A 20,815-nucleotide genomic window follows, 5' to 3' on the forward strand; every position below is an offset into this window, starting at 1 on the left:
GGTTCCTCCTAGCCGGCATCGCGCTCGGCGTCGTCGACGGGCTGGTCGAGGTGCGTGAGCTGGTGCCCGAGCCGGTCGCGCTTGGTACGCAGGTAGCGGATGCTCGCCGGCCCGCCCGGCAGCTGGTGCGGCGACCGCCTGACGTCGAGGCCGGAAGCGGCCAGCGCATCCAGCTTCGCGGGGTTGTTGGTCATCAGCTCGATCCGGTGCACGTCTAGCTCCCGCAGGATCGCGGCCGCGGCCTCGTAGGTCCGCTCGTCCGCCGCAAAGCCGAGCCGCAGGTTGGCCTCGACGGTGTCGAGGCCCTCATCCTGCAGGTCGTAGGCGCGCAGCTTGCCGCTGAGCCCGATGCCGCGCCCCTCGTGTCCCCGCAGGTAGACGAGCACGCCCCGGCCCCGCTCCGCGATGCGCTGCAGGGCGGCCTGCAGCTGGGGGCCGCAGTCGCAGCGCAGCGATCCCAGCGCCTCGCCGGTCAGACACTCCGAGTGCACCCGCACCAGCACAGGATCGGCTCCGTCAGGATGGCCGCCAACGTCGCCCATGACGAGAGCGAGGTGCTCGGTGCTCGCGTGGTCGCGGTAAACGGCCGTGCGGAAGACCCCGTATGGGGTCGGCAGCTGCGCCGTCGCGGTGCGTTCGACGCCAGCGCACTGACGGCGGTGGGCGATCAGGTCGGCGACGTGCACGGTTGCGAGCCCGTGCATGGCGGCGAACCCGGCCAGTTCGGCGGGCCCGGCCATCCTGGTTGGGTCGGAGGGCGAGACCACCTCGCAGAGCACGGCCGCTGGACGGAGCCCGGCGAGCCGAGCCAGGTCAACTGCCGCCTCGGTGTGACCGGGCCGGGTGAGGACCCCGCCCTCTCGGGCCCGCAGCGGCACGACGTGACCCGGGCGGGTGAGCTCGGCCGGGGCCGTCGCGGGGTCGGCGAGCAGCCGGGCGGTCCGAGCCCGGTCGCGGGCCGAGATCCCGGTGCCGACGCCGTCCCGGGCGTCCACGGTGACCCGATAGGCCGTGCCGCGCGGCTCGGTGCTCGCCGCGGTCATCGGGGAGAGGTGCAGCCGGTCGCAGGCCTCCCCAGCCAGCGCCACGCACACGAAGCCCGAGGTGTGGGCGACGACGAAGGCCATCGTCCGCGCCGTCACGAGCTCGGCGGCGACGACGAGGTCGCCCTCGTCCTCCCGGCCCTCGTCGTCGATTACGAGAACCGGGCGTCCGGCGCGCAGGTCCTCGGTAGCGCGCCGGAGCGACGCCTCGCCGCGGTCCTGGTCATTCACGAGCCACCACCACCTCCGTCGCCGCGGCGAGTTCGACGGTCCGCGTTTCGCGGAACGCCAGGACGCAGACCAGGCTCAGAACGCAGATGCCGGCGACGTAGATCGTAACCGGCCACGAGGCGCCGGCGGCCTCCTGCAGCGCGGTGGCTACGAGCGGCGCGAGCCCGCCGCCGAGGATCGCGCCGACCTGGTAGGCGAGTGACGATCCGCTGTAGCGGACGCCGGTCGGGAACAGCTCGGCGAACAGCGCACTCTGCGGCGCGTACGCCGCGGCGAGGCCGTTGGCCATGCCGATCACCGCGAGCACGATGAGCACCGGGGCCCGCGTGTCGAGCAGCGGGAAGTAGACCAGCGACCAGACCAGCAGCGACCACGAACCGATCAGATAAACGCGCCGTCGGCCGATCCGGTCCGAGAGCCCCGCGTACACCGGGATCAGCGCGAACCACACGAGCGCGCCGACGAGGACCGCGGAGAGCATCACGCCCCGCGGCACCTGCAGCTGGCTGGTGCCGTAGGAGAGCGTGTAGACCATGAAGAGGTAGCCGATGCCGTTCGTCGCGATGAACGAGCCCGCGGCGATCGCCACCGTCCGCTTGTGCCGGCGCAGCAGCTCCAATACGGGGGTGTGCTCGCGGGTCTCCCCGCGCCGTTCGGCGGCGACGAAGACGGGGCTCTCCTCCACTCGCAGTCGGATGGCGAGCGCAATCACGATGAGCAGGGCGCTCGCGAGGAACGGCACCCGCCAGCCCCACGAGGCGAACTGCTCGGGGCTCGTCAGCAGCGTCATCCCGAGGAAGGCGAGCGTCGCGAGGACGAGGCCGGCCGGCACCCCCATCTGCGGCGCGCTGCCGTACAACCCGCGCCGGCCCGGCGGGGCATGCTCGACCGCCATCAGCGCCGCTCCGCCCCACTCCCCGCCGACGCCGATGCCCTGCACGAACCGGAGGACGGTCAGCAGGACCGGCGCGGCGACGCCGATCGTGGCGAAGTTCGGCAGCAGCCCGATCAGTACGGTCGCCGCGCCCATCAGCGCGAGCGAGGCCACCAGGCTGGTTTTGCGACCCAGCCGGTCGCCGTAGTGGGCCATCACCACGCCGCCGAGCGGGCGGGCGAGGAAGCCCACGGCGAACGTGCCCAGCGCGGCGAGGGTCGCGGCGGTCTGCGAGAGCGCAGGGAAGAACTGCGGCCCGAAGATCAGCGCGGCCGCCGATCCGTAGAGGAAGAAGTCGTACCACTCGATGGTCGTGCCGAGGAAGCTGGACGTGACGGCGCGCCTTGCGGCGCTGCGGTCGCCGGTCGCAACGGCGGGACTGGCGTTCTGCACGGCGGTCTCCTGGGGTGGGCGGGGTATGTGAGTCTCAGTCGCCGAGCTTCGCGATGACCTTCTCGCCGAACTCGGTGATCGCTTCGAGCTCGGCACCGGGGTCGAAGCAGTTCGCGTGGTGCCAGAGGAAGACCTCCTCCACGCCGAGCTCTTCCTGCAGGTGCTCGAGCTGGCGCAGCGCGTCGTCCCCTGTGCCGGTGAGCTGCCGGCCGAGGGGGACGTGGTAGGGCGTGACGTCGTAGGCGTAGGCGAACAGGTCGCGGAACCGCTCGGCGTACGCCTCCGAGGCGCTGCGCGTGGGCTGCACCAGCAGGTGACCGCCGACGGCGAGGCCGCCGCCTGCCGGGACCAGGCGACCGACCGAGGCGGCCTCCTCCGCATAGACCTGCTTCGTCGTCTTCAGGAACTCCTCGTCCTCGACGAAGGAGACGAGCGAGACGCCCTCCTGCGCCCAGAACCGCGCGGTGGTCATGCTGAACGCGAACGGTGAGTACAGCGGCGGGTGCGGGCGCTGCTTCGGCTTCGGAACCACCGAAATCTCGGTGAGCACCCCGTCACGGGTGCCGCGTCCGGAGTCGAGGGTGGGCGGGAACTGCCAGGGGACGTCCGCGGGCGGGACCTTCCAGACGTCGCCGTCGTAGGAGAAGCAATCCTCGGTCCAGGCCCGGCGGATGATCTGGAAACACTCCTTGAGCAGGGCCCGGTTGCGCTCGTCGGCAGCGGACTTGTCCGAGGTGGCGGCGCCGACGCCGACGTGCTGGCCGAGCACCGACGCGTAGCGCGGGGTGTTGCTGCGGGAGAAGCCGCAGAAGGTGCGGCCGCCGGTCATGTGGTCGAGGACGGCGAGGTCCTCGGCCACCTGCAGCGGATTGCGGCACGGCAGGGGGATGCCCAGTTGTCCGACCGTCATCGTGGTCGTGTGGGCCGCCATGTGCGCGCCGTAGAGGACCGGGTTGGTGTTGACCTCGACGCCCTCGGCCTGGAAGTGCTGCTCGGTCCAGCACACACCGGAGAAGCCGACCTCCTCGGCGTGGACGACCTGGGCAGTCATCCGCTCCAGCATCGTCGAGAAGCGCTCCGGGTCAGCGCCCGGCAGCGGCTGGCCGGCGAGGCCGCGGCGCAACTCATCCGCGCTCGCCATGTAGGGGATCTGCAGCAGGTAGAAGCGCATGTCGGTCACTCCTTGGTCTGGTCCTGGTCGGCGAGGAAGCCGAGGGCGACGTGGTTGAACTCCTCGGCGAGCTCGATGTTGAAGGCGTGCGCGGCGCGCTTGCCGGTGAACAGGTGCCAGCGGGCCCGCGGGAGCTGCTCGTAGACCCACCGGCTGTAGCGCGGGGGGAACGATGCGTCGAGCTCGCCTGCGGTGACCAGCACCGGGACGTCGATCCCGGCGAGCTGACTGCGCGTGTCGTGGTGGCGGTCGGCGTGCAGGTGCCCGCGCAGGCCGGGGCCCGCCTCCAGGTGCGGGTTCGTGATGAAGGCCGCGGTGACCGTGTCGGCGACCCGCGCAGGCGTGCGGGTGGCGAGGTAGTGCGGGCTGAAGACCCACATCTTCACCGTCCGGAACGCGGCCTGCCGGTCGCCGCGGGCGAGCGCGTCATCGGTGGTCGCGATGAAGGCCGAGCGCAGCCACTCGTCGGCGTACGCCCACGTAGCGTGCAGCTGGGCGCTCGCGACGGCGGCGGGGTGGCGGATCGCGAGCTGTTGTGCGATGCACGAGCCGAGCGAGTGGCCCACCACGTGTGCCGGCCCGAGGTCGAGCGCCCCGAGCAACGAGGCGACGTCGTCGGCCATCACCTGCGACGAGTACGACTCCGGATCGCGGTAGATCGTCGAGGCGCCTGCGCCGCGCATGTGTGGTGTGATCACCGTGTACTGCCGGGCGAACACGTCGCGCTGCTGCGCCCACCAGGTGTCGTCGCACCCGGTGCCGGCGATGAGGACGACGGGCGCCCCGTTGCCGGTGACCTCGTAGTGGATCTCCGGCCCGTCCGGCACCTGGTGGATCATCGCGGGTCTCCGACGGCGGCTTCGGCCTCCACCTCGATCAGCGCGTGCTCGTCGACCAGCGCGCTGACCTGCACCATCGTGATGGCCGGCAGGTGGTCGCCGAAGACCGTGCGCCACGGCTGGCCCAGGGTGCGGACGGCTCCGCGGTACGCGTCGAGGCTCGTGAGGTAGATCCGCAGCGCCACGACCCGACCCGCGCTGGTGCCCGCTGCCTCGAGCAGCTGCGCGAGGTTGGCCAACACCGCCGTCCACTGCGCGGTGAAATCGGCGTCGGTTGCGACGGCCCCGGTGGCCGGGTCGCAGCCCAGCAGCCCCGACACCGCGAGGCGGTCACCCTGCCGGACGGCGTAGGCGTAGCCCTTCGCCGGTGCCCATCCCGGCGGATCAATGCGTGCGAGCGACATGCGCGTCGTCCTCTCGTCGTCGTGCGGGATCCCGGAGCTCGGATGTGGAGAGCAGCTGGCCCCGCGCGAACACGAGCGCGTCACCGATCGATGTGCCCCCGATCGCCGCGGCGAGCCCGATGAGGATCAGGTGGTCCCCGGCGGAGTGCACGGCCGTCGTGCGGCAGTCGATCCACGCGAGGGCACCGTCCACGACGGGCGACGCGGTGTCTGGGGACGGCCACCAGTCCACGTCCGCGAAGCGGTCCACGCCCGGGCGCGCGAACCGCCGGCACAGCTCGGCCTGGTCACCGGCCAGCACGCTCACCGCGAACCGGCCGCTCTCCCGGATGGCCGGAAGCGTGGTCGAGCCACGGGCCATGCAGAACCCCACCAGCGGCGGTTGCAGCGACACCGAGAAGAACGAGTTGACGGCCACCCCGCGCGGTTGACCCGCGCCGTCGGTCGTGCAGATCAGCGCGACTCCCGTCGCGAAGCTGCCGAGCACCTGCCGGAACCGCGCCTCGGTGATCCCACCGCTGGCCATCCCGTCACCTCCATCCGAACTAACGTTAGGATGGATCGCGGTAGAGGGGTCTGTCAAGGGATCGTCCTAACGTTCGTTCGGACCTGTTACGGTCGCTCGGAACGGCGGGAGCACGATCGGGAGGCACGGATGGCTGGAGCGCAGGAGAGCGCTTCCGAGAAGACAGGGGGACGCCCGCGACGCACCCGACTGGAGGACGTGCTCGACATCGCTGAGCAGCTGTTCAGCGAGCAGGGCTTCAAGGCGACCTCGATGCGAGGCATCGCGGCGCGGATGGGCCTCAAAGCCGGGAGCCTCTACACCCACGTCTCCTCGAAGGACGAGATCCTCTGGGAGATCGTGGAGCGGGTTGCGCGCATGTTCACCGACTCCGCTGAGCGAAGCGCCCGGTCGGAAGGCTCCGCGCACGACCGCCTGCGCGCGTTCATGCGCGGCCATATGCGGATCGTCGCCGAGCACCGGGCGATGGCCAGCGTGCTGCTCATGGAGTGGCGCGAGCTGTCGCGGGCGTCGGACAAGGACATCCGCGGGATGCGCGACGCCCACGAGGCGTTCCTGAAGGAAATTCTCGACGCGGGCGTGATGAGCGGGGAGTTCCGCGCCGAGCACGTGAAGTGGGCGCGGCTGCTCATCCTGTCCGCGTTGAACTGGTCGAGCCAGTGGCTCGACCCGAATGGCCCCGAGTCGGCCGAGGCGGTCGCGGACCACTTCTTCGACCTGGTGGTCCGCGACCGGCTCGGCACCGGGGAGCAGCCGGTCAGCCCGTAACCACCGGTGGCCGCTGGATTGCCTTGACCACCTGGAACTCCTCGATCCCGAAGCGGCCGAGCTCGCGACCGTATCCCGAGAGCCTTCGACCGCCGAACGGCGCGGCTGGGTTGAAGGGGGCACCGTTGATGTCGACCTGCCCCACCTGCAACCGCCGCGCCACGGCGAGCGCGCCGTCCGGGTCGCGCGCCCACACGCCCGCAATGAGCCCGTAATCGCAGTCGTCGGCCAACCGGACGGCGTCGTCGACGCCATCATGCGCCTGCACCACGAGCACCGGGCCGAAGACCTCCTCGCGCGCCACGCGCATCCCGGGCGTGACGTCGGAGAGCACCGTGGGCGCGACGAACCAGCCGCGTTCCAGGCCGGGCGGGGCCGCGGCACCGCCGGTGACCAGCCGGGCGCCCTCCTCGAGGGCCTGCGCGATGTGCTCGCAGACGCGGGACCGCTGCCGCTCGGAGACGACCGGGCCCATCCGGGTCGTCCGGTCGCGCGGGTCACCGAGCCGCCACATGACTGCGACGCGCTCCGCGATCTGCTCGGCCTCGCGCAGCCGCGCCCGCGGCACAATGAGGCGGGTGAAGGCCGAGCAGACCTGGCCGGAGTTGAGGAAGCAGCGGTTGACCGTGTCGGTCACGGCCGCGTCTAGATCGGCGTCGTCCAGCACCACCTGCGGCGACTTGCCGCCCAGCTCGAGGGCGACCGGCCGGACCCGCTCCGCGGCGAGCCGGGCGACCCGCCGTCCTGCGGCGGTCGACCCGGTGAACGAAACCATGTCGACGCCCGGATGGGAAACGAGCGCCTCCCCCGTCGTCGGACCGTCCCCCGGGACCAGGTTGACTACCCCGGGCGGAACCCCGACCGCGTCGAGGATCTCCGCAAGCAGGAACGCGGTGCCCGTCGTCTGCTCCGCGGGCTTCGCGACGACCGTGCACCCCGCCGCCAGCGCTCCAGCGATCTTCGCGGCCAGCTGGTGCAGCGGGAAGTTCCACGGGGTGATGCATCCGATGACGCCGACCGGCTCGCGCACGACGAGGGAGTGCCCGACCTCCTCGGCCAGTTCGGGCTCGTCGAGCACATCGGCCGCGCCGGCGAAGTCCGCCACCGCGAGCCCGACGTGCACGCGCCTGCTGATGCCCAGCGGTGAACCGAGCTCCGCGGTGACCAGATCGGCCAACTCCGCGGTGCGTTCCCGCACGCCGTCGGCGACCCGACGCAGCAGCGCGGCACGCTCCCGGCGGGACGTCGCTGCCCATCCGGACTGCGCGGCGCGCGCCGCCGCGACGGCGGCGTCGACGACCTCCGGGCCGGCTACCGGGGTAATCCCCAGCGGCTCCTCGGTGGTCGGATCGACCACAGGGACCGCGCCGGTCCCGGGGCACGGCACCCACCTGCGGTCGATGTAGGCGCGCTGACGTTCGATCATGGGGTCTCGGCTCCGTTCGGGAGTGCGTGGTAGAGGTCGGAGGTGGTCCACGGGGCGCGAGAGGACACCTCGTCGCGGAGCAGCGACTTTGCGATCTTGCCGGTGGGCAGCCGGGGAACCTCGCGCCGGAAGAAGATCAACCGGGGCAGCTTGTAGCCGGCGAGCCGCTCTCGGCAGAACGCGCGTAGCGCCGCGGGATCGGGGGCCGCGCCGGTCATCGGGACGACCACGGCGCCGACCAGCTCGCCCCAGTGTTCGTCCGGCACCGGAACGACCGCGACCTCGGCGACGTCGGGATGCCGGGCGAGGACGAGCTCCACCTCGCTGGAGTAGACGTTCTCTCCGCCGGTGATGATCACATCCTTCAGGCGGTCGCGCAGGTGCAGGTAGCCGTCGTCGTCGAGCAGTCCGAGGTCTCCGGTGCGCAGCCAGCCGTTACGCAGCGCGGCGGCCGTCTGCTCCGGGTTCCGCCAATACCCCCGCATGACGCCCGGCCCGCGCACGGCGACCTCTCCCACCCGTGCCGGAGGCAGCGCCTCCCCGCGATCGTCGAGGATGCGCAGCTGCACACCGGGGACGGCACGGCCGACCGAGGACGTGCGGTCACAGCCCGTGCCGCCCCAAGCGGTCGCGTACTCCGCCGGCTGCAGGTAGGTGGTGAGGAGGGTCGTCTCGCTCTGGCCGTAGATCTGACCGACGTTGCAGCCGAAGGCCGCGGCGGCACGGCGCGCGAGTGACTCCGGTATCGGTGCCCCGCCGAAGTCGATGGTGCGCAGGACCGTGGGGCGCGGTGCACGCTCCTGCTCCTCCACGATCGCCTTGAAGATCGTGCCCGTGGCGATAAGGCGGGTCACCCGCTGCTCGGAGATCACGCGCAGCGCGGTAGCCGGGTTGAAGTTGATGAGGACCGTGCGCGCGCCCTGCAGCCAGTACGCGACGGGAGCGGCGAGTACGACATGGAACATCGGACCTGCCACGAGGTACGTGTCGTCGGGCCGGATCCCGCAGACCTCCACGAGGGCTCTGGCGGTCGCGAGCATGTTGTCGTGGGTGAGGACCACACCCTTCGGGCGACCGGTGGTCCCACCGGTGTAGCAGATCCAGGACGGATCGGATGGCGCCGTCTCGACGCCCGTGCGGCGACATGGGGCGACGTCCTCACACTGGCTGCGGAGGTCGCCCGCGCCACCATGCGCCCCGTAGATCCACGGCTCCACGCCACCGGTGTCCACCTCGTGGACGACATCGGCGAACTCCTCATGGACGAGCAGTGCAGACGGTGCGCAGTCGCGGAGGATCGCGGCGATTTCCTCCGGGGCAAGGCGGTAGTTGACGGGGGCGTAGACCGCGCCGATCTTGTTCACCGCGGCGTAGACGGGTACCAGCTCGAGGCCGTTCCGCGCGAGCACACTCACCCGCGCGCCTGGCCGGACCCCGCGCTGCGCCAGCACGGTCGCGAGGCGCTCGGCGAGGTCGTCGACCTCTGCCCACGTCAGCGCGGCGCCGTCGGATCCCATGAGGGCCTCGGCGTCCGGCGCGCGTCGGGCGTTCCGCTCGATGATCTGGTGGACCAGCACCTCGCCGCGCCCTTCTTCCATAGTGTCTTGGCAGCAACCCAACTTCGTCCTAACGTTAGTTCGGACAGTGGCAGCATGTCCAGAACCCGCACGAGGGTGCGGGCCACCACACCGAGGAGCACCCATGCCCGAAGCCGTAATCGTCTCCGCGGCCCGGTCCCCGATCGGCCGCGCACACAAGGGATCGCTCACCACGATCCGCCCCGACGACCTGACGGTGCAGATGGTGCGCGCCGCCCTCGCTCAGGTCCCGCAGCTCGACCCGGCCGACATCGACGACCTCATGCTCGGCTGCGGCCTGCCCGGCGGGGAGCAGGGCTTCAACATGGCCCGCGTGGTCGCCGTCCTGCTCGGCCACGACTCCGTGCCGGGCACGACGATCACCCGCTATTGCTCGTCGTCGCTGCAGACCACGCGGATGGCCCTGCACGCCATCAGGGCGGGCGAGGGCGATGTGTTCGTCTCCGCCGGCGTGGAGACGGTGTCCAGGTTCCAGAAGGGCGACTCCGACTCCCACCCCGACACCCACAACCCGGTCTTCGCCGACGCGGAGGACCGCACCCGCCACATCGCCGAGAACGGCGCCGACTCGTGGAACGACCCCCGCGCTGACCAACACCTGCCGGACATCTACATCGCGATGGGGCAGACCGCGGAGAACCTCGCCCGGTTCAAGGGCGTCACCCGCGAGGACATGGACCACTTCGGCGTCCGGTCGCAGAACCTCGCCGAGAAGGCCATCGCCAACGGCTTCTTCGCCCGCGAGATCAGCCCGGTCACCCTGCCCGACGGCACCGTGGTCGAGAAGGACGACGGGCCGCGCCCCGGCGTCACCTACGAGGCCGTCTCCCAGCTCAAGCCGGTCTTCCGGCCGGACGGCCGCGTCACGGCCGGCAACTGCTGCCCGCTCAACGACGGCGCCGCCGCCCTGGTGATCATGTCCGACACGAAGGCGGCCGAGCTCGGCATCACCCCGCTCGCCCGCGTGGTCTCCACCGGGGTCACCGGGCTCTCCCCCGAGATCATGGGCCTCGGCCCCGTCGAGGCCTCGAAGCAGGCGCTCGCCCGAGCCGGCATGACGGTCGACGACGTCGACCTCGTCGAGATCAACGAGGCGTTCGCCGCCCAGGTCCTGCCGTCGGCCCGCGACCTGGGCGTCGACGAGGAGAAGCTGAACGTCAACGGAGGCGCGATCGCGCTCGGCCACCCGTACGGCATGACCGGGGCCCGCATCACCACCACCCTGCTCAACGGCCTGCGCACCCACGACAAGACCATCGGCCTGGAGACCATGTGTGTCGGCGGCGGCCAGGGCATGGCGATGGTCCTCGAACGGCTGAGCTGACCACCCGGAGTACCTGGAAGACAAATGCCGCTAGCACTATGCGCCACTCTTCTGATCAGCGGGACGCGACAGCAGCTCATGATCGCGGCGCTCGACGTGGATCATTCCGTTATGGCTGCTCGCCATGATCGGCACCATGACGCTCGGGTTTACTCGCTGTGCCGGGAGTCGTGAGCACGCGGATCGGCATCGCGGTACTGGTCGTCCCCTGGCCGAGCTAGTCATCGGGTTTTGGGCAACGCCTTGTCGGGGTGGGCCGCGTTCACGTACTTCACCGCGGTGGAGGGGTGGATGCCGAAGAGGCGGATGAGGTGAACTGGATCGGCGGTGTGCTGCGCCTCGTGCAGGACGCGGTCGCGCCACAACTGCTTGGGGACCAGGCCGACCTGGTCGAAGGCGGCTCGCAGCCCGCAGTAGCTCAACGGCGGGCGGGCCGGGTGGTGGGCGGACTGGCTGGTGATGAACAGGTGCGGGTTGGTGGTGTCGAGCCAACGGCGGTGGCGTTCGGTCAGCCAGGCGTTGATCAGATCCACGGTCAGTTCGTCGAGGTAGACGGTGTGCGTGTGCCCGCGGCGAGGGACTCGGATGACCAGCCGGATGAGGTCGAGATCGTCGAGGCGCAGCCGGGTGACCTCAAGCGGGCGAAGCCCGTGGACGGCCACCAGCGCGACCAGCAGCCGAGCGCGGGGACCGTCAACCTCGTCGAGTAGCCCGCGTAGCCGGTCGCTGGGCAACGGAGCCGGCACGCGCACCGGGGTGCTGAGCGAGATCCTGGCCATCGGGTTGTGGAAGACGAGCCGTTCCTGCTTGAGGGCGGCGAAGAGCGTGCGCAGGACGTGGTGCAGGTCGCGCGCTTGGCTGCCGTGCCGGCGGGCGAGTTCCTCGCGAATGTGGGTGGCGGTGATCTGGCGCATATCCAGGCCGGCCTCGGCCCAGCAGAGCAGGACGGGTAGGGCGAGGGAGAGGTAGCGGCGGATCCGCTCATAGCTGGCGGGCTGGTGGCGGCGGCGCCCCTGGCCGCGCAGGACCCGCACCCAGGCGTGCAGGTGGCCGGCCATCGGTTCCGGGAGTGTGTCGATCCTGGCCGCGATGACGTGTTGGTGGTGCCGATTGCGGCGATTGGTGTCCAGGTCAGCGACTGCGGTGCTGGGATACCGCTGCTGGTCGGCCCGCAGCCGTTGATCGGGCTCATCTGGTTGTAGGAGGCCGTGTTGGTGGAGGAAGTCGAGCACGCGGCGGGTCGAGGGCGAGGTGGCGCTCGCGGCCAAGGCGCGCACGTCGCGTTCTCGGAACGGCGCCCGGGCGCCGAGCCAGGCCAGTAACGTGCGCAACAACGCGGTGCCGCCCGGCGCCCCACCCCCGCTACGAGCCGGTGCGTTAGCAGTGAACTCGGCGAGCAGCGCCGCCGCTAGCTCGGTGAGCGCGGGCAGCTCATCCGCGGTGAGGGCTCGGATCGCGCTCCAGTCACGATCGACCGTGAGCAGCGTGTGCTGGCCGGGATCAACCAGATGCGGCGACGGTGGACGGACCGTGGCCGTGGTGGCGCGGCGTCGTGCCCGTTCCCGCAGTGTCGGTCCGGACTCCTTGTGTGGGGTGAACCCCAGCACCCCGGCCTGGGTCGAGAGGCGGAAGGCGAGATCGCCGGCGAAGGTCAGCTGCGTATCCCGCCCGGCCAGCGGGCCGAACTCGCGCACGACCAGCAGACACCCCCGGCACAGGCCCTCCTCAGCGTGGAGGGGCAGGAGATCGCGCCGGCAGCGCCCGCATCGACCCGGCGGATAGCGGACGCGGTCGTCGCGCCAGCACGCGCAGCCGCGGCAGCGGCGTGTGGTGATCCCCCAGCTGTGGCAGTCCTCGCAGCCGCGCACTGGGTGGCGAGGTGGAGCAAGTGCCCGACGTGGCCGCAGCAGCCCCGCGTGATCGAGCACCTGGGCGCCCGCCGCCTTGAGCGGCAGCGCGATCTGGTCGAGTACCTCCTCGTTGACCAGGGTGTCGCCGTCGGCGTCGCGAACAGCGAGGGCGAGCCGGAGCAGGCTCATCACCATCCGCGGCCACGTCGGGCTCAAACCTGCTTCCGCGGCCATCGCTTCGGCCTGGGCGACCAGCATCACCTCCTCCGGCCAGCGGCGCTCGGCGATCCGGTGGCGGTCGGCCCGCACGAGACGTCGACGCGGGGAAGGCAGCAGGCTCAGCTGCCCGGGAACGACGGCCGGGAGAAAACCGGGATCTCCGCGGGCCTCCGTGACGACGCGCGGGGTCAGGGCCGGAGCCGGGTCTCGCCGTGAGCTGCGGGGAAGGCTGTAGACCGGTCCGAGGCCGAGCCCGACGATGTGCAGGTGCAGCTGGTTGGCGAATGGCAGGCCCACTGCGCGCCCTGCGCTGAGCTCGGCGCGGGCGGCGATCACACACCCCCGGCACAGATCGTCGCCGTCGACCGGCAGAACCCGCAGGCAGCCCCGGCACTCCCGCCGGCCGGCGCTGTGCGCCTGCCAGGACTGGCAGCTCGCGCACTGGCCGTCGCGGCCGAGCTTGATCTGGCCCCAGGCCAGGCACGTCTCGCACTGGCGGGCCCACCGCACCCGATGGCCTCCTCGGGTCAGTTCGGGGGCCGACGTCGCCGCGGCCCGTCCTTGCGTGGCACCGGGCGCACCGGCCCGGGCTCGGCACCGGCTGCCGCAGCCTGGGGTGCCTGCTCGCTGCCTTGTCGATCGGTCAGCGGCTCGGCTTCGAGCAGGTCCGCGACCGTGCAGTGCAGGGCCTGACAGATCCGGTCGAGATCATCGAGGCGGACCGTCACCGGGGTGCCACCCCAGAGCGCGGCGACCTTGCTCAGAGACGGGTTGAACCCAACCTCCCGGAACGCGGCCAGCAGGTCGGTCGGTCGCCAGATGTCGCGCTTGGCCGCGACCCAGCGCAGATTCCACTTCATCCCAGATTCCTGTTCATCGCAGGCTCCCCGCGTCGCGCACCAGCCGCTGCGTCGCTCGGCTGGCCGCCGCCCGGCCGGCCTGTTCCGGATCGGCCTGCGCGCTGGCCAGATAGCGGACGGTCGTTGTGGTCCACTCATGCCCCAACAGCTTCTGCACCTCCCACAGCGTCATCCCCCGTTCGTAGTTGTGCGTCGCGCACGCATGGCGCAGCAGGTGCGGGTGCAGCTCGGCGACCGGGCCGGGCAGAAAGCGGCGGGAGGCGGTCTTCAACGCCCGCCGGAACGTCGCTGGCACCACCGCGGGCGCGATCGGCATGTTCAGCGCGGCCACCAAAGGCGGAGTCCGCTCAGAGGGGAACAGCGGCGCCAGCGGGTGCTCCGGGTCGTCGCGGAACAGGCCGCGCACGTCCTCGACATACCACCACAGCAGCTCGCGGCCCTGCTCGAACAGGAACGCCTCCCGCTGACGCGGGCCGGAGCCGCGCGCGCCCTTGCCCTCCACCAGAAAGCGGCCCCACTGCCCGGACTCCCAGTGCACATCGGAGATCCGTACTCGACACAGCTCGCTCGCCCGGACCCCGGACAGGTAGGCGATCTTGGCCATCACGTAATCGCGGCAGGCGACGGCCTCCTTGCGGGCATCGGCCAGCACGTCGCGCCACCCGGCGAAGAACCGTGTCATCGCGGTCTGCGACGGCGGCACTCGCAGCCCGAAGTCTCCACGGTGACGGGGCCTGTTGAACGGGTCGACCGGAGACTCGACCGCCGCGCCGAACAAGCGGCTGATCTCACTCGCGTAGCGCTGCTCCAGGAACGCGAAGTATCCGTCGATCTTCGTGATCTTCGCGCGCACGGTCGCCCGCGCCCGCTTCCCCGGACCAGCGAAGTAGTGGTCCAACTGCTTGGGCTGCAGCCGCCACGGCACAGTGTCGTAGTACTCGCACAGCTCGATGACCGGCTTGACCAGCTGATCGATCGTGCCGGGCATCAGCCCGGCGGCATCACGCGCCCACTGATACTCCGCCAACGTGTCCAGATAGAACGAGCGCTCATCCTCCGGGGCGATCGCGGCGGACTGGCGCCGCTGCAAGGTGAACACATCGGCCAAACCCGACCCGGCGGCCTCGTCCCTGCCCGCCAGCACCTCCTCGCCAGCGACCCGCAGCCGAGTGTCAGAATCCCTCACGAACACGTAGATTAGACGATCAACTCGCAGATTCTGCGAGTGGCTATCGGAATCTCACGCCACAGAGCTGACAGGGCTGGGCGGAGCCTGACCTGTTCAGACCCGAACCTGACCCGCCGAAGGCGCCCTGGGAACCCGTGCGTGCTCCGGTTTAGTAGAAAACCTGTACACCGGTCGCCTCGATCCGGTCACGATCGGTGAGGTGGATACGGCCCTGCAACGTGGCGAAACTCGTCTGCCTGCCGTCGAACGCCACGATCTCCCCGTCCGCGACGAACCGCGGCCCGCCCTGTGCGGTGAGCACCTCGGCGATTTCCGGGTAGCTGCGCTCGATCGCGTTCTGGTTGCGCGACCACAGGGTCACCTCGCCCCCGTCCCGTGAGCAGATGGCTCGCACACCGTCGAGCTTGCGTTCGTACAACCAATGATCGCTGGAGAAACGGTCCTCGGTCAGCGTCGCCAGCATCGGGGCCCGCCAGCCTGGGCGGGCCGAGGGCGCACGCGGGTCCGTCATGACCTGCTGGTTACCCGCGCTCGCACCTGGCGAAACGATCAGTGCTGGTAGCGGGCGGGCGAAGTTTGTCCGGTCGTCCCGCGGGTAAGCCATAGGCGGCCATCAAGAAAGGAGCGGACATGACCAAGGCAAGGGACATCATGACCCCGGACGCCGCCTGCGTCTCGGCAAGCGACACAGTGCTCGACGCCGCCAAGCGGATGAGCGATCTCTCGGTGGGGGCGCTGCCGATCTGCGGTGAGGACAACAAGCTCAAGGGGATGCTCACCGACCGCGACATCGTCGTGAAGGTGCTGGCGCAGGGCAAGGACCCGCGCGCGGTGCACGCAGGCGAGCTGGCGCAGGGTGAAGCTGTGACGATCGGGGCCGACGACGACGTCGAGGAGCTGCTGAACACGATGTCGCGGCACAAGGTCCGCCGGCTTCCGGTGATCGACGGGCACACCCTCGTCGGGATAGTCGCGCAGGCCGACGCGGCTCGTGCACTGAAGGAGCCAAAGGTGGGGGACCTAGTTGAGGCGCTGTCCGTGCCCTGATCGGCGTCCCTCAGCCAACTGGTCGTGCAGGAATGCGAGTTGGTCGTTCCGGGTTTTCCCGCGGCCCGGAACGACCAACCACTCGCCAGTACTAGTCCGAGGACTCGGTCAGGCCCTCGCGTAACTGCATGAGTGTCCGGGCCAGTAATCGGGATACGTGCATCTGGGAAATTCCGATGCGCTCGGCGATCTGGGTCTGGGTCAGGTTGTGCACGAACCGCAGCGCCAGGATCTTGCGTTCCCGTTCCGGCAGCTGCTGGACCAGCGGTTGCAACGCCTCGTGGTTCTCGACTCCCTCGAGCGCGCTGTCCTCCTCGCCCAGGGTGTCGCCGAGAGAACGGCTTTCGGTGTCCGCGGAGAGCACCTCGTCCAAGGACATCGAGTTGTAGGCGTTGCCTGCCTCCAGTCCTTCGTAGACCTCGTCCTCCGTGAGTCCGAGGTGCTGTGCGATCTCACTCGGGGCTGGCGCGCGCCCGAGCCGCTGGGACAGCGTCGTGCTGGCACTGCTGATCGACAGGTGCAGTTCCTTGAGCCTGCGCGGGACGCGCACCGTCCAGCCCGTGTCCCGGAAGTACCGGCGCACCTCGCCCATGACCGTCGGTACGGCGAAGGAGAGAAAGTCCGAGCCACGGGCCGGGTCGAACCGGTCGACCGCGTTGATAAGTCCGACCCTGGCGACCTGGATCAGGTCCTCTTTGGCCACACCTCGCCCGGAGAACCGCTGAGCGATGTGTTCGGCCAGCGGAAGATGGCCCGTTACCAGGCGATCGCGCAATCGCGAGCGCTCCGGATCGTCCTCGCCGAGTGCGGCGAGCTTCTCGAACAGCGGTGCCAGATAGCCGTAGTCGTCCGAAGAGGAGCGAGACGATGGCGTTCTGGGTGACGGGGGTGTTCCGGATTCGGCCACCGTCACCCGCTGGTCTCCGGCCGCCTTTTGGTCAGTTCTACGTACACCCACGATGCCTGCCCGTTTCCCGTGTGACCCTCGATCCACGACGAAGCCGAGTCGGTCAATGTCGTCAGTACCTGCCAACCGAAGGAATTGGTGCTCGGCGGGGTGTCGCGTGCGGTAACGACCGACACCGTGAACCGCAGCTCACCCTTGTCGAGGCCGAACCGGCACACCATCCGAGTTTCCGGCACGGCGCGCATGATCAGGGTGGAGCACGCCTCGTCGACGGCGAGTTTGAGGTCAGCGATCATGTCGAGGTCGAAGTCGGCCCGCATCGCGATGCTGGAGGCCAGCGACCGGATCAGCGGCAGGTGCTCAAGCTCGGCGCCAAGGCGCAGTTCGATGTCGTCCTTAGTTGCGATGCCTTGCGACGGCGGACCCATCTCGTTCACGCGTCACCTCTGCTGACTGGTCGATGTCTCGCGAGCAGACCCCAGTGCACCTCGCGGTCACTTGTCAAGCTCCCGTTCCCGTTGCTTCTCTGACATTGTCGACCCTTTCCCGGGTTTTCGCCGCGTGTGCACCTGCCGCACGCGCATCAGGTGTGCCGGAGCAGAGCGCCGACTCCGTCGGTGAGTTCGAGGCGGTCGTGCACGTCCACCAGGTCAGCGCCGGTGGCGACAGCGGCGACCACCAGCGCTTCGTCGGCGCGCCTGCTGGTTGCCGGAGCGCCCCCAGAGCCGGCCAGTTCGCCGGATTTCGTGGCGATCTGGGTGAGGTCCGGCCCGATGAGCACGTCGGCGGTGGTGACGTCGCCCACGAGCAGTGTGTCCACCTTCCGCTCGCGCAAAGCCGCGGCCACGGCCCGCAAACCCTGCGCGGCAAGGCCCTGGTCCCGGCCTTCTTCGGCCCTGAACCGATCGACGACGTCGTCCAGCCGGGCTCGCCGGGCCTGTCCGACGACCTCACGTACGGCCGCGCGCAACTGGTCCGGGTCGGAGCCGGATGCTCGGGTACCCGATTCCACCTCAGTGGCCAGCCTGCGTGCCTGCTCGGGCAACGCTTCGTGCAGCTTGGTGCGGGACTGCACCTCGCCCGCGACGATCACCAGCTGGGCCCCAGTGCTCTGGGTGAGCTTGGCGACCTCCTCGGCGACATCATTGATGTTGTGCTTGATGATCTCGTCAACATGCTCCTGCAGGTGGGCCATGACCTGGCCGGCGTGGGTCACGGCGTGCACCGGGTGTTCCCGGCCCTCGGTGGTGCGCTGGGCGACCACGGAACCGAACCGGTCCACTGCCGTGATCTCTGCACCGACGCTGTCGACAACGACGACCACGTGCGGTGGTGCCACTTCCCCGTAGCGGGCAAGTGGCAGCAGGAACGGCAGTTCCGAGTGCCGGGCCTCCGCGAACGCGGGTGGGACCTGCAGGTGCCGATCGAGCAGGATCTGGTCATTCGCCGCGATGAGTGCTCTACCGCCTTGTCCGACAGGACGTTCGCCCTGCCGCACAGCCGAATCAAGCGCGTCCAATGTGGACTCTGAGGCTCCCTGTTCGCTGAGGCGCTCCCGCAGCTCGCGCCACTTCAGTTCGAGCTGCTTCTCCGCGTCCTCCGTCTGGTAGGTGTCCTCGAAGTACACGGAGTCGAACGGTCCTTCGATGTTCACCAGGTCGCGGAACCCCGTAGTTTGCACAGATCCTCCTCGCTTCCGGCCCTGTCGTGCACGGCCGTGTACCCCGAGCGTGGCGCGGCGAAACTTCCCCAGCCGATCCACCGGCCCGTCACTGCCTGTACATGAACGGTGACCAAACCCACTGTCTGTCCCGCCACACCCCCTTCTGCGATTCCATTGCCGTTGCTTAGGCTCGCTAACGTGATTGCGCGATGATCTGGTGGCACGCCGTTCTGATCGGCCTGGTCGGTATCTGGGCAGGCACGATCAACACCGTCGTCGGCTCGGGGACCCTGGTGACGTTCCCGGTCCTCGTGGCGCTCGGATACCCGCCGGTCACCGCGACGACCTCGAACGCCATCGGCCTGGCGCCGGGGACGATCAGCGGTGCCATCGGCTACCGCCACGAGATCAAGGGCGAGGCGCGACGTCTGCTGGTCTACGGCAGCGCGTCGTTCCTCGGGGCGATCGGCGGGACCATTCTGCTGCTCTCGTTGCCGAGCGACACGTTCGAGGCGGTCGTTCCGGTGCTCATCGGGCTCGCCGTAGTCCTGGTGATCGTGCAGACGCGGGTATCGGCATGGGTCGCGGGCCGCAACGGGGGGCAGGTGCGCCGCTATGGTCCGCTGCTGCTGTTCCTGATCTTCCTCATCGGCATTTACGGCGGCTACTTCACCGCTGCCCAGGGCGTGATGTTGATGGCGGTCATGGGCATGTTGCTGTCCGACTCGATTCAGCGGCTCAACGGCATCAAGAACGTCCTTTCGGCGATCGTCAACGTCGTCGCGGGAACCATCTACGCGTTCATCGCACCGATCAGCTGGCCCGTCGTCGGGCTACTCGCGGTCGGCTCGGTCATCGGCGGGATTCTGGGCGCGAAGATCGGCCGCAAGCTCTCGCCGAAGGTGTTGCGCGGAGTGATCATCGTCGTCGGGCTCGCGGCGGTCGTGCAGATGCTCGTCCGCTGAGGTCGCGCATTCTTCTGTCACCTGGTTCATGGTCACTAATCCAGAATCCGTTAATGGAATAACAATTTTTGCCGCAGCAACTTTTTGCTATTACTTTATGCCGCATGTTCAATTCTCCGCGCCGTTTCCGGCATATCTGGGCCGCAGCGTCAGTCGTCGTTCTTTCGGTGGTCGCGGGGTCGTTGACGCCCGTCGGCGCCGTTCCGGCCGATGCGGCGTCACTCGACGACAGCTTCTATGTCCCGCCTGCCGAACTTCCGGGTGTGCCGGGCGACATCATCCGGTCGCGCCCCTCACGGCCGGGAACCGCGAAAGACCTGGCGGATGCCTGGCAGGTGATGTACCGGTCCACCGACGCGCTCGGTGAACCCAACGCGGTGACCGGCACCGTGCTGGTGCCGAAGAACGCGAATCCGGCGACCGTGCCGGTAGTCGGGTTCGCGGCCGGAACACAGGGTCCCGCATTCCGCTGCGCGCCGTCCAAAATGCTTCAGGGGCAATCGTTCTACGAGCAGCCAGCGCTCAACGGCCTGTTGCGCAGCGGCTACGCCGTCGCGATGACGGACTACGAGGGCTACTCCCCGGAACCGGACACCAGCTACATCGTCGGCCGGTCGGAGGGTCACGCGGTGCTCGACGCCGTCCGCGCCGCGCTGCGCCTGCCGGAGGCAGGGTTGTCGGATCAGGCACCCGTCGCGTTGCGCGGTTACTCGCAGGGAGGCGGAGCGGTGATGTGGGCTGGACAGCAGCAACCCGGCTACGCGCCCGAACTCGACCTGGTCGGTGTGGCAGGCGGCGGTGTCCCGGCCGACCTGGTCCAGGTGGCGCTGCCGCTGGAGGGCGAGTCTGGTTTCGGCCTACTGGCATACGCGTTGATCGGCCTGGACAACGCCTATCCCGAGCTGGATCTCGACGCCTATCTCAACGAACGGGGTCGCACGGAGTTCGCGAAGCTGGAGCAGCACGCCTGCACCCTGGAACTGCTAGTCGACTACGCGGGGGACTCGCTGAGTGAGTACACGACCAGCAGCCCCGTGCTCACCCCGCCGTGGCTGGCCAGGGTGGGGGAGAACAAGCTCGGTGGTTCCCCCATCGCGGTACCTGTGCTGCAGTACCACGCCGATAACGACGAACTGGTCGCTCTCGCCCAAGCCGAGTCCTTGCGTGATGACTACTGCGCCGTGGGGACGTCGCTGACCTGGAAGACCTACGACACCGACCACATCACCCTGGTGCACACCGGTAGTGCCGACGCGCTCGCCTTCCTCGCCGACCGATTCGCAGGCAAGCCCGCCACATCCACCTGCTGATCCGCCCCGCCCTGTCTCCGTCCCGCCCCTCGCCCTTTCCTGCCTCCGCTCTCGCGTCCGTCCCCGGCCCGCCCCCTCGCACTTTCCCGGGAAAGTGCGAGGGGCCTGGCCGGGGCCTGCCCCTTACACACATCTCCCAGCCCCCGAG

At 69.7% G+C, this 20,815-nt stretch carries 20 protein-coding genes; 5 read left to right on the forward strand and 15 right to left on the reverse strand.

Features of this window, described 5'->3' with window-relative positions; genetic code table 11:
* Window positions 1-8: 8 nt before the first annotated feature.
* The 6 genes from ribA to D0C15_RS25760 are packed head-to-tail and all read right to left on the reverse strand — an operon-like array spanning window position 9 to window position 5,541.
* Complete coding sequence (gene ribA / locus D0C15_RS25735; RefSeq protein ID WP_116050402.1) at window positions 9-1,274, reverse strand: GTP cyclohydrolase II; 1,266 nt, start codon at window positions 1,272-1,274, stop codon at window positions 9-11.
* The gene (locus D0C15_RS25740; RefSeq protein WP_116050404.1) at window positions 1,267-2,601 is read right to left on the reverse strand and encodes an MFS transporter; all 1,335 of its coding nucleotides are present in this window, start codon (window positions 2,599-2,601) and stop codon (window positions 1,267-1,269) included. The genes ribA and D0C15_RS25740 overlap by 8 nt, the downstream gene beginning before the upstream one ends.
* 34 nt (window positions 2,602-2,635) lie before the next feature.
* The gene (locus tag D0C15_RS25745) at window positions 2,636-3,772 is read right to left on the reverse strand and encodes an LLM class flavin-dependent oxidoreductase (protein WP_116050406.1); all 1,137 of its coding nucleotides are present in this window, start codon (window positions 3,770-3,772) and stop codon (window positions 2,636-2,638) included.
* Window positions 3,773-3,777: 5 nt separating this feature from the next.
* Complete coding sequence (locus tag D0C15_RS25750) at window positions 3,778-4,611, reverse strand: alpha/beta fold hydrolase (RefSeq protein WP_116050408.1); 834 nt, start codon at window positions 4,609-4,611, stop codon at window positions 3,778-3,780.
* Complete coding sequence (locus tag D0C15_RS25755) at window positions 4,608-5,015, reverse strand: RidA family protein (RefSeq protein WP_116050410.1); 408 nt, start codon at window positions 5,013-5,015, stop codon at window positions 4,608-4,610. Before D0C15_RS25755 ends, D0C15_RS25750 begins: the two co-directional genes overlap by 4 nt.
* Window positions 4,996-5,541, reverse strand: coding sequence for a flavin reductase family protein (locus D0C15_RS25760; RefSeq protein WP_116050412.1), 546 nt, complete (start codon window positions 5,539-5,541; stop codon window positions 4,996-4,998). The genes D0C15_RS25755 and D0C15_RS25760 overlap by 20 nt, the downstream gene beginning before the upstream one ends.
* 129 nt (window positions 5,542-5,670) lie before the next feature.
* On the opposite strand from D0C15_RS25760, the gene D0C15_RS25765 reads away from it, so the two are divergent.
* Window positions 5,671-6,309, forward strand: a complete 639-nt coding sequence (locus D0C15_RS25765) for a TetR/AcrR family transcriptional regulator (RefSeq protein ID WP_162830257.1) — start codon at window positions 5,671-5,673, stop codon at window positions 6,307-6,309.
* Here the strand turns inward: D0C15_RS25765 and D0C15_RS25770 are convergent.
* Window positions 6,299-7,735 (reverse strand): aldehyde dehydrogenase family protein, encoded by a 1,437-nt coding sequence (locus D0C15_RS25770; protein WP_116050416.1) that lies wholly within the window; start codon window positions 7,733-7,735, stop codon window positions 6,299-6,301. The genes D0C15_RS25765 and D0C15_RS25770 overlap by 11 nt on opposite strands.
* Window positions 7,732-9,333, reverse strand: a complete 1,602-nt coding sequence (locus tag D0C15_RS25775) for a class I adenylate-forming enzyme family protein (protein ID WP_162830258.1) — start codon at window positions 9,331-9,333, stop codon at window positions 7,732-7,734. The genes D0C15_RS25770 and D0C15_RS25775 overlap by 4 nt, the downstream gene beginning before the upstream one ends.
* 103 nt (window positions 9,334-9,436) lie before the next feature.
* Between D0C15_RS25775 and D0C15_RS25780 the strand changes: the two genes are divergently transcribed.
* The gene (locus D0C15_RS25780) at window positions 9,437-10,657 is read left to right on the forward strand and encodes an acetyl-CoA C-acetyltransferase (protein WP_116050421.1); all 1,221 of its coding nucleotides are present in this window, start codon (window positions 9,437-9,439) and stop codon (window positions 10,655-10,657) included.
* A gap of 221 nt (window positions 10,658-10,878) precedes the next feature.
* On the opposite strand, the gene D0C15_RS25785 is transcribed toward D0C15_RS25780, so the two are convergent.
* The 4 genes from D0C15_RS25785 to D0C15_RS25800 all read right to left on the reverse strand — a co-directional run bounded on the left by D0C15_RS25785 (window position 10,879) and on the right by D0C15_RS25800 (window position 15,286).
* A complete protein-coding gene (locus D0C15_RS25785) occupies window positions 10,879-13,236 on the reverse strand; it encodes a site-specific integrase (RefSeq protein ID WP_116050423.1) in 2,358 nt (785 codons plus the stop codon).
* Between the two features lie 17 nt (window positions 13,237-13,253).
* Window positions 13,254-13,586, reverse strand: a complete 333-nt coding sequence (locus tag D0C15_RS25790) for a helix-turn-helix domain-containing protein (protein ID WP_116050425.1) — start codon at window positions 13,584-13,586, stop codon at window positions 13,254-13,256.
* Between the two features lie 13 nt (window positions 13,587-13,599).
* The gene (locus D0C15_RS25795; RefSeq protein ID WP_211323322.1) at window positions 13,600-14,772 is read right to left on the reverse strand and encodes a tyrosine-type recombinase/integrase; all 1,173 of its coding nucleotides are present in this window, start codon (window positions 14,770-14,772) and stop codon (window positions 13,600-13,602) included.
* 151 nt (window positions 14,773-14,923) lie between these two features.
* Window positions 14,924-15,286 carry an ATP-dependent DNA ligase gene (locus D0C15_RS25800; RefSeq protein WP_245976230.1) on the reverse strand — a complete coding sequence of 121 codons (363 nt, stop codon included), beginning with the start codon at window positions 15,284-15,286 and terminating at the stop codon, window positions 14,924-14,926.
* A gap of 119 nt (window positions 15,287-15,405) precedes the next feature.
* Between D0C15_RS25800 and D0C15_RS25805 the strand changes: the two genes are divergently transcribed.
* Complete coding sequence (locus D0C15_RS25805; RefSeq protein ID WP_116050428.1) at window positions 15,406-15,822, forward strand: CBS domain-containing protein; 417 nt, start codon at window positions 15,406-15,408, stop codon at window positions 15,820-15,822.
* 91 nt (window positions 15,823-15,913) lie between these two features.
* On the opposite strand, the gene D0C15_RS25810 is transcribed toward D0C15_RS25805, so the two are convergent.
* The 3 genes from D0C15_RS25810 to D0C15_RS25820 form a co-directional block, all read right to left on the reverse strand.
* The gene (locus tag D0C15_RS25810; RefSeq protein ID WP_425455427.1) at window positions 15,914-16,735 is read right to left on the reverse strand and encodes a SigB/SigF/SigG family RNA polymerase sigma factor; all 822 of its coding nucleotides are present in this window, start codon (window positions 16,733-16,735) and stop codon (window positions 15,914-15,916) included.
* Window positions 16,732-17,166 carry an ATP-binding protein gene (locus tag D0C15_RS25815; RefSeq protein ID WP_425455428.1) on the reverse strand — a complete coding sequence of 145 codons (435 nt, stop codon included), beginning with the start codon at window positions 17,164-17,166 and terminating at the stop codon, window positions 16,732-16,734. The genes D0C15_RS25810 and D0C15_RS25815 overlap by 4 nt, the downstream gene beginning before the upstream one ends.
* Window positions 17,167-17,312: 146 nt before the next feature.
* Entirely contained in the window at window positions 17,313-18,410 is a 1,098-nt protein-coding gene (locus D0C15_RS25820; RefSeq protein ID WP_116050430.1) for an Rv2629 family ribosome hibernation factor, read from the reverse strand.
* Between the two features lie 191 nt (window positions 18,411-18,601).
* Between D0C15_RS25820 and D0C15_RS25825 the strand changes: the two genes are divergently transcribed.
* Window positions 18,602-19,357 (forward strand): sulfite exporter TauE/SafE family protein, encoded by a 756-nt coding sequence (locus tag D0C15_RS25825; protein ID WP_116050432.1) that lies wholly within the window; start codon window positions 18,602-18,604, stop codon window positions 19,355-19,357.
* 104 nt (window positions 19,358-19,461) lie between these two features.
* Window positions 19,462-20,667, forward strand: coding sequence for a lipase family protein (locus tag D0C15_RS25830; protein WP_116050435.1), 1,206 nt, complete (start codon window positions 19,462-19,464; stop codon window positions 20,665-20,667).
* Window positions 20,668-20,815 lie beyond the last annotated feature (148 nt).

Origin of the sequence: Amycolatopsis palatopharyngis (genome assembly GCF_003385185.1) — a bacterium.
GTDB lineage: Bacteria > Actinomycetota > Actinomycetes > Mycobacteriales > Pseudonocardiaceae > Amycolatopsis > Amycolatopsis palatopharyngis.

Excerpts from the sequence above, each read along its gene's own strand:
- D0C15_RS25745 (WP_116050406.1), bottom strand. The coding sequence starts at position 3,772 with ATGCGCTTCTACCTGCTGCAGATCCCCTACATGGCGAGCGCGGATGAG.
- D0C15_RS25750 (WP_116050408.1), bottom strand. The coding sequence starts at position 4,611 with ATGATCCACCAGGTGCCGGACGGGCCGGAGATCCACTACGAGGTCACC.
- D0C15_RS25755 (WP_116050410.1), bottom strand. The coding sequence starts at position 5,015 with ATGTCGCTCGCACGCATTGATCCGCCGGGATGGGCACCGGCGAAGGGC.
- D0C15_RS25760 (WP_116050412.1), bottom strand. The coding sequence starts at position 5,541 with ATGGCCAGCGGTGGGATCACCGAGGCGCGGTTCCGGCAGGTGCTCGGC.
- D0C15_RS25765 (WP_162830257.1), top strand. The coding sequence starts at position 5,671 with ATGGCTGGAGCGCAGGAGAGCGCTTCCGAGAAGACAGGGGGACGCCCG.
- D0C15_RS25770 (WP_116050416.1), bottom strand. The coding sequence starts at position 7,735 with ATGATCGAACGTCAGCGCGCCTACATCGACCGCAGGTGGGTGCCGTGC.
- D0C15_RS25775 (WP_162830258.1), bottom strand. The coding sequence starts at position 9,333 with ATGGAAGAAGGGCGCGGCGAGGTGCTGGTCCACCAGATCATCGAGCGG.
- D0C15_RS25780 (WP_116050421.1), top strand. The coding sequence starts at position 9,437 with ATGCCCGAAGCCGTAATCGTCTCCGCGGCCCGGTCCCCGATCGGCCGC.
- D0C15_RS25790 (WP_116050425.1), bottom strand. The coding sequence starts at position 13,586 with ATGAAGTGGAATCTGCGCTGGGTCGCGGCCAAGCGCGACATCTGGCGA.
- D0C15_RS25800 (WP_245976230.1), bottom strand. The coding sequence starts at position 15,286 with ATGACGGACCCGCGTGCGCCCTCGGCCCGCCCAGGCTGGCGGGCCCCG.
- D0C15_RS25805 (WP_116050428.1), top strand. The coding sequence starts at position 15,406 with ATGACCAAGGCAAGGGACATCATGACCCCGGACGCCGCCTGCGTCTCG.
- D0C15_RS25825 (WP_116050432.1), top strand. The coding sequence starts at position 18,602 with ATGATCTGGTGGCACGCCGTTCTGATCGGCCTGGTCGGTATCTGGGCA.
- D0C15_RS25830 (WP_116050435.1), top strand. The coding sequence starts at position 19,462 with ATGTTCAATTCTCCGCGCCGTTTCCGGCATATCTGGGCCGCAGCGTCA.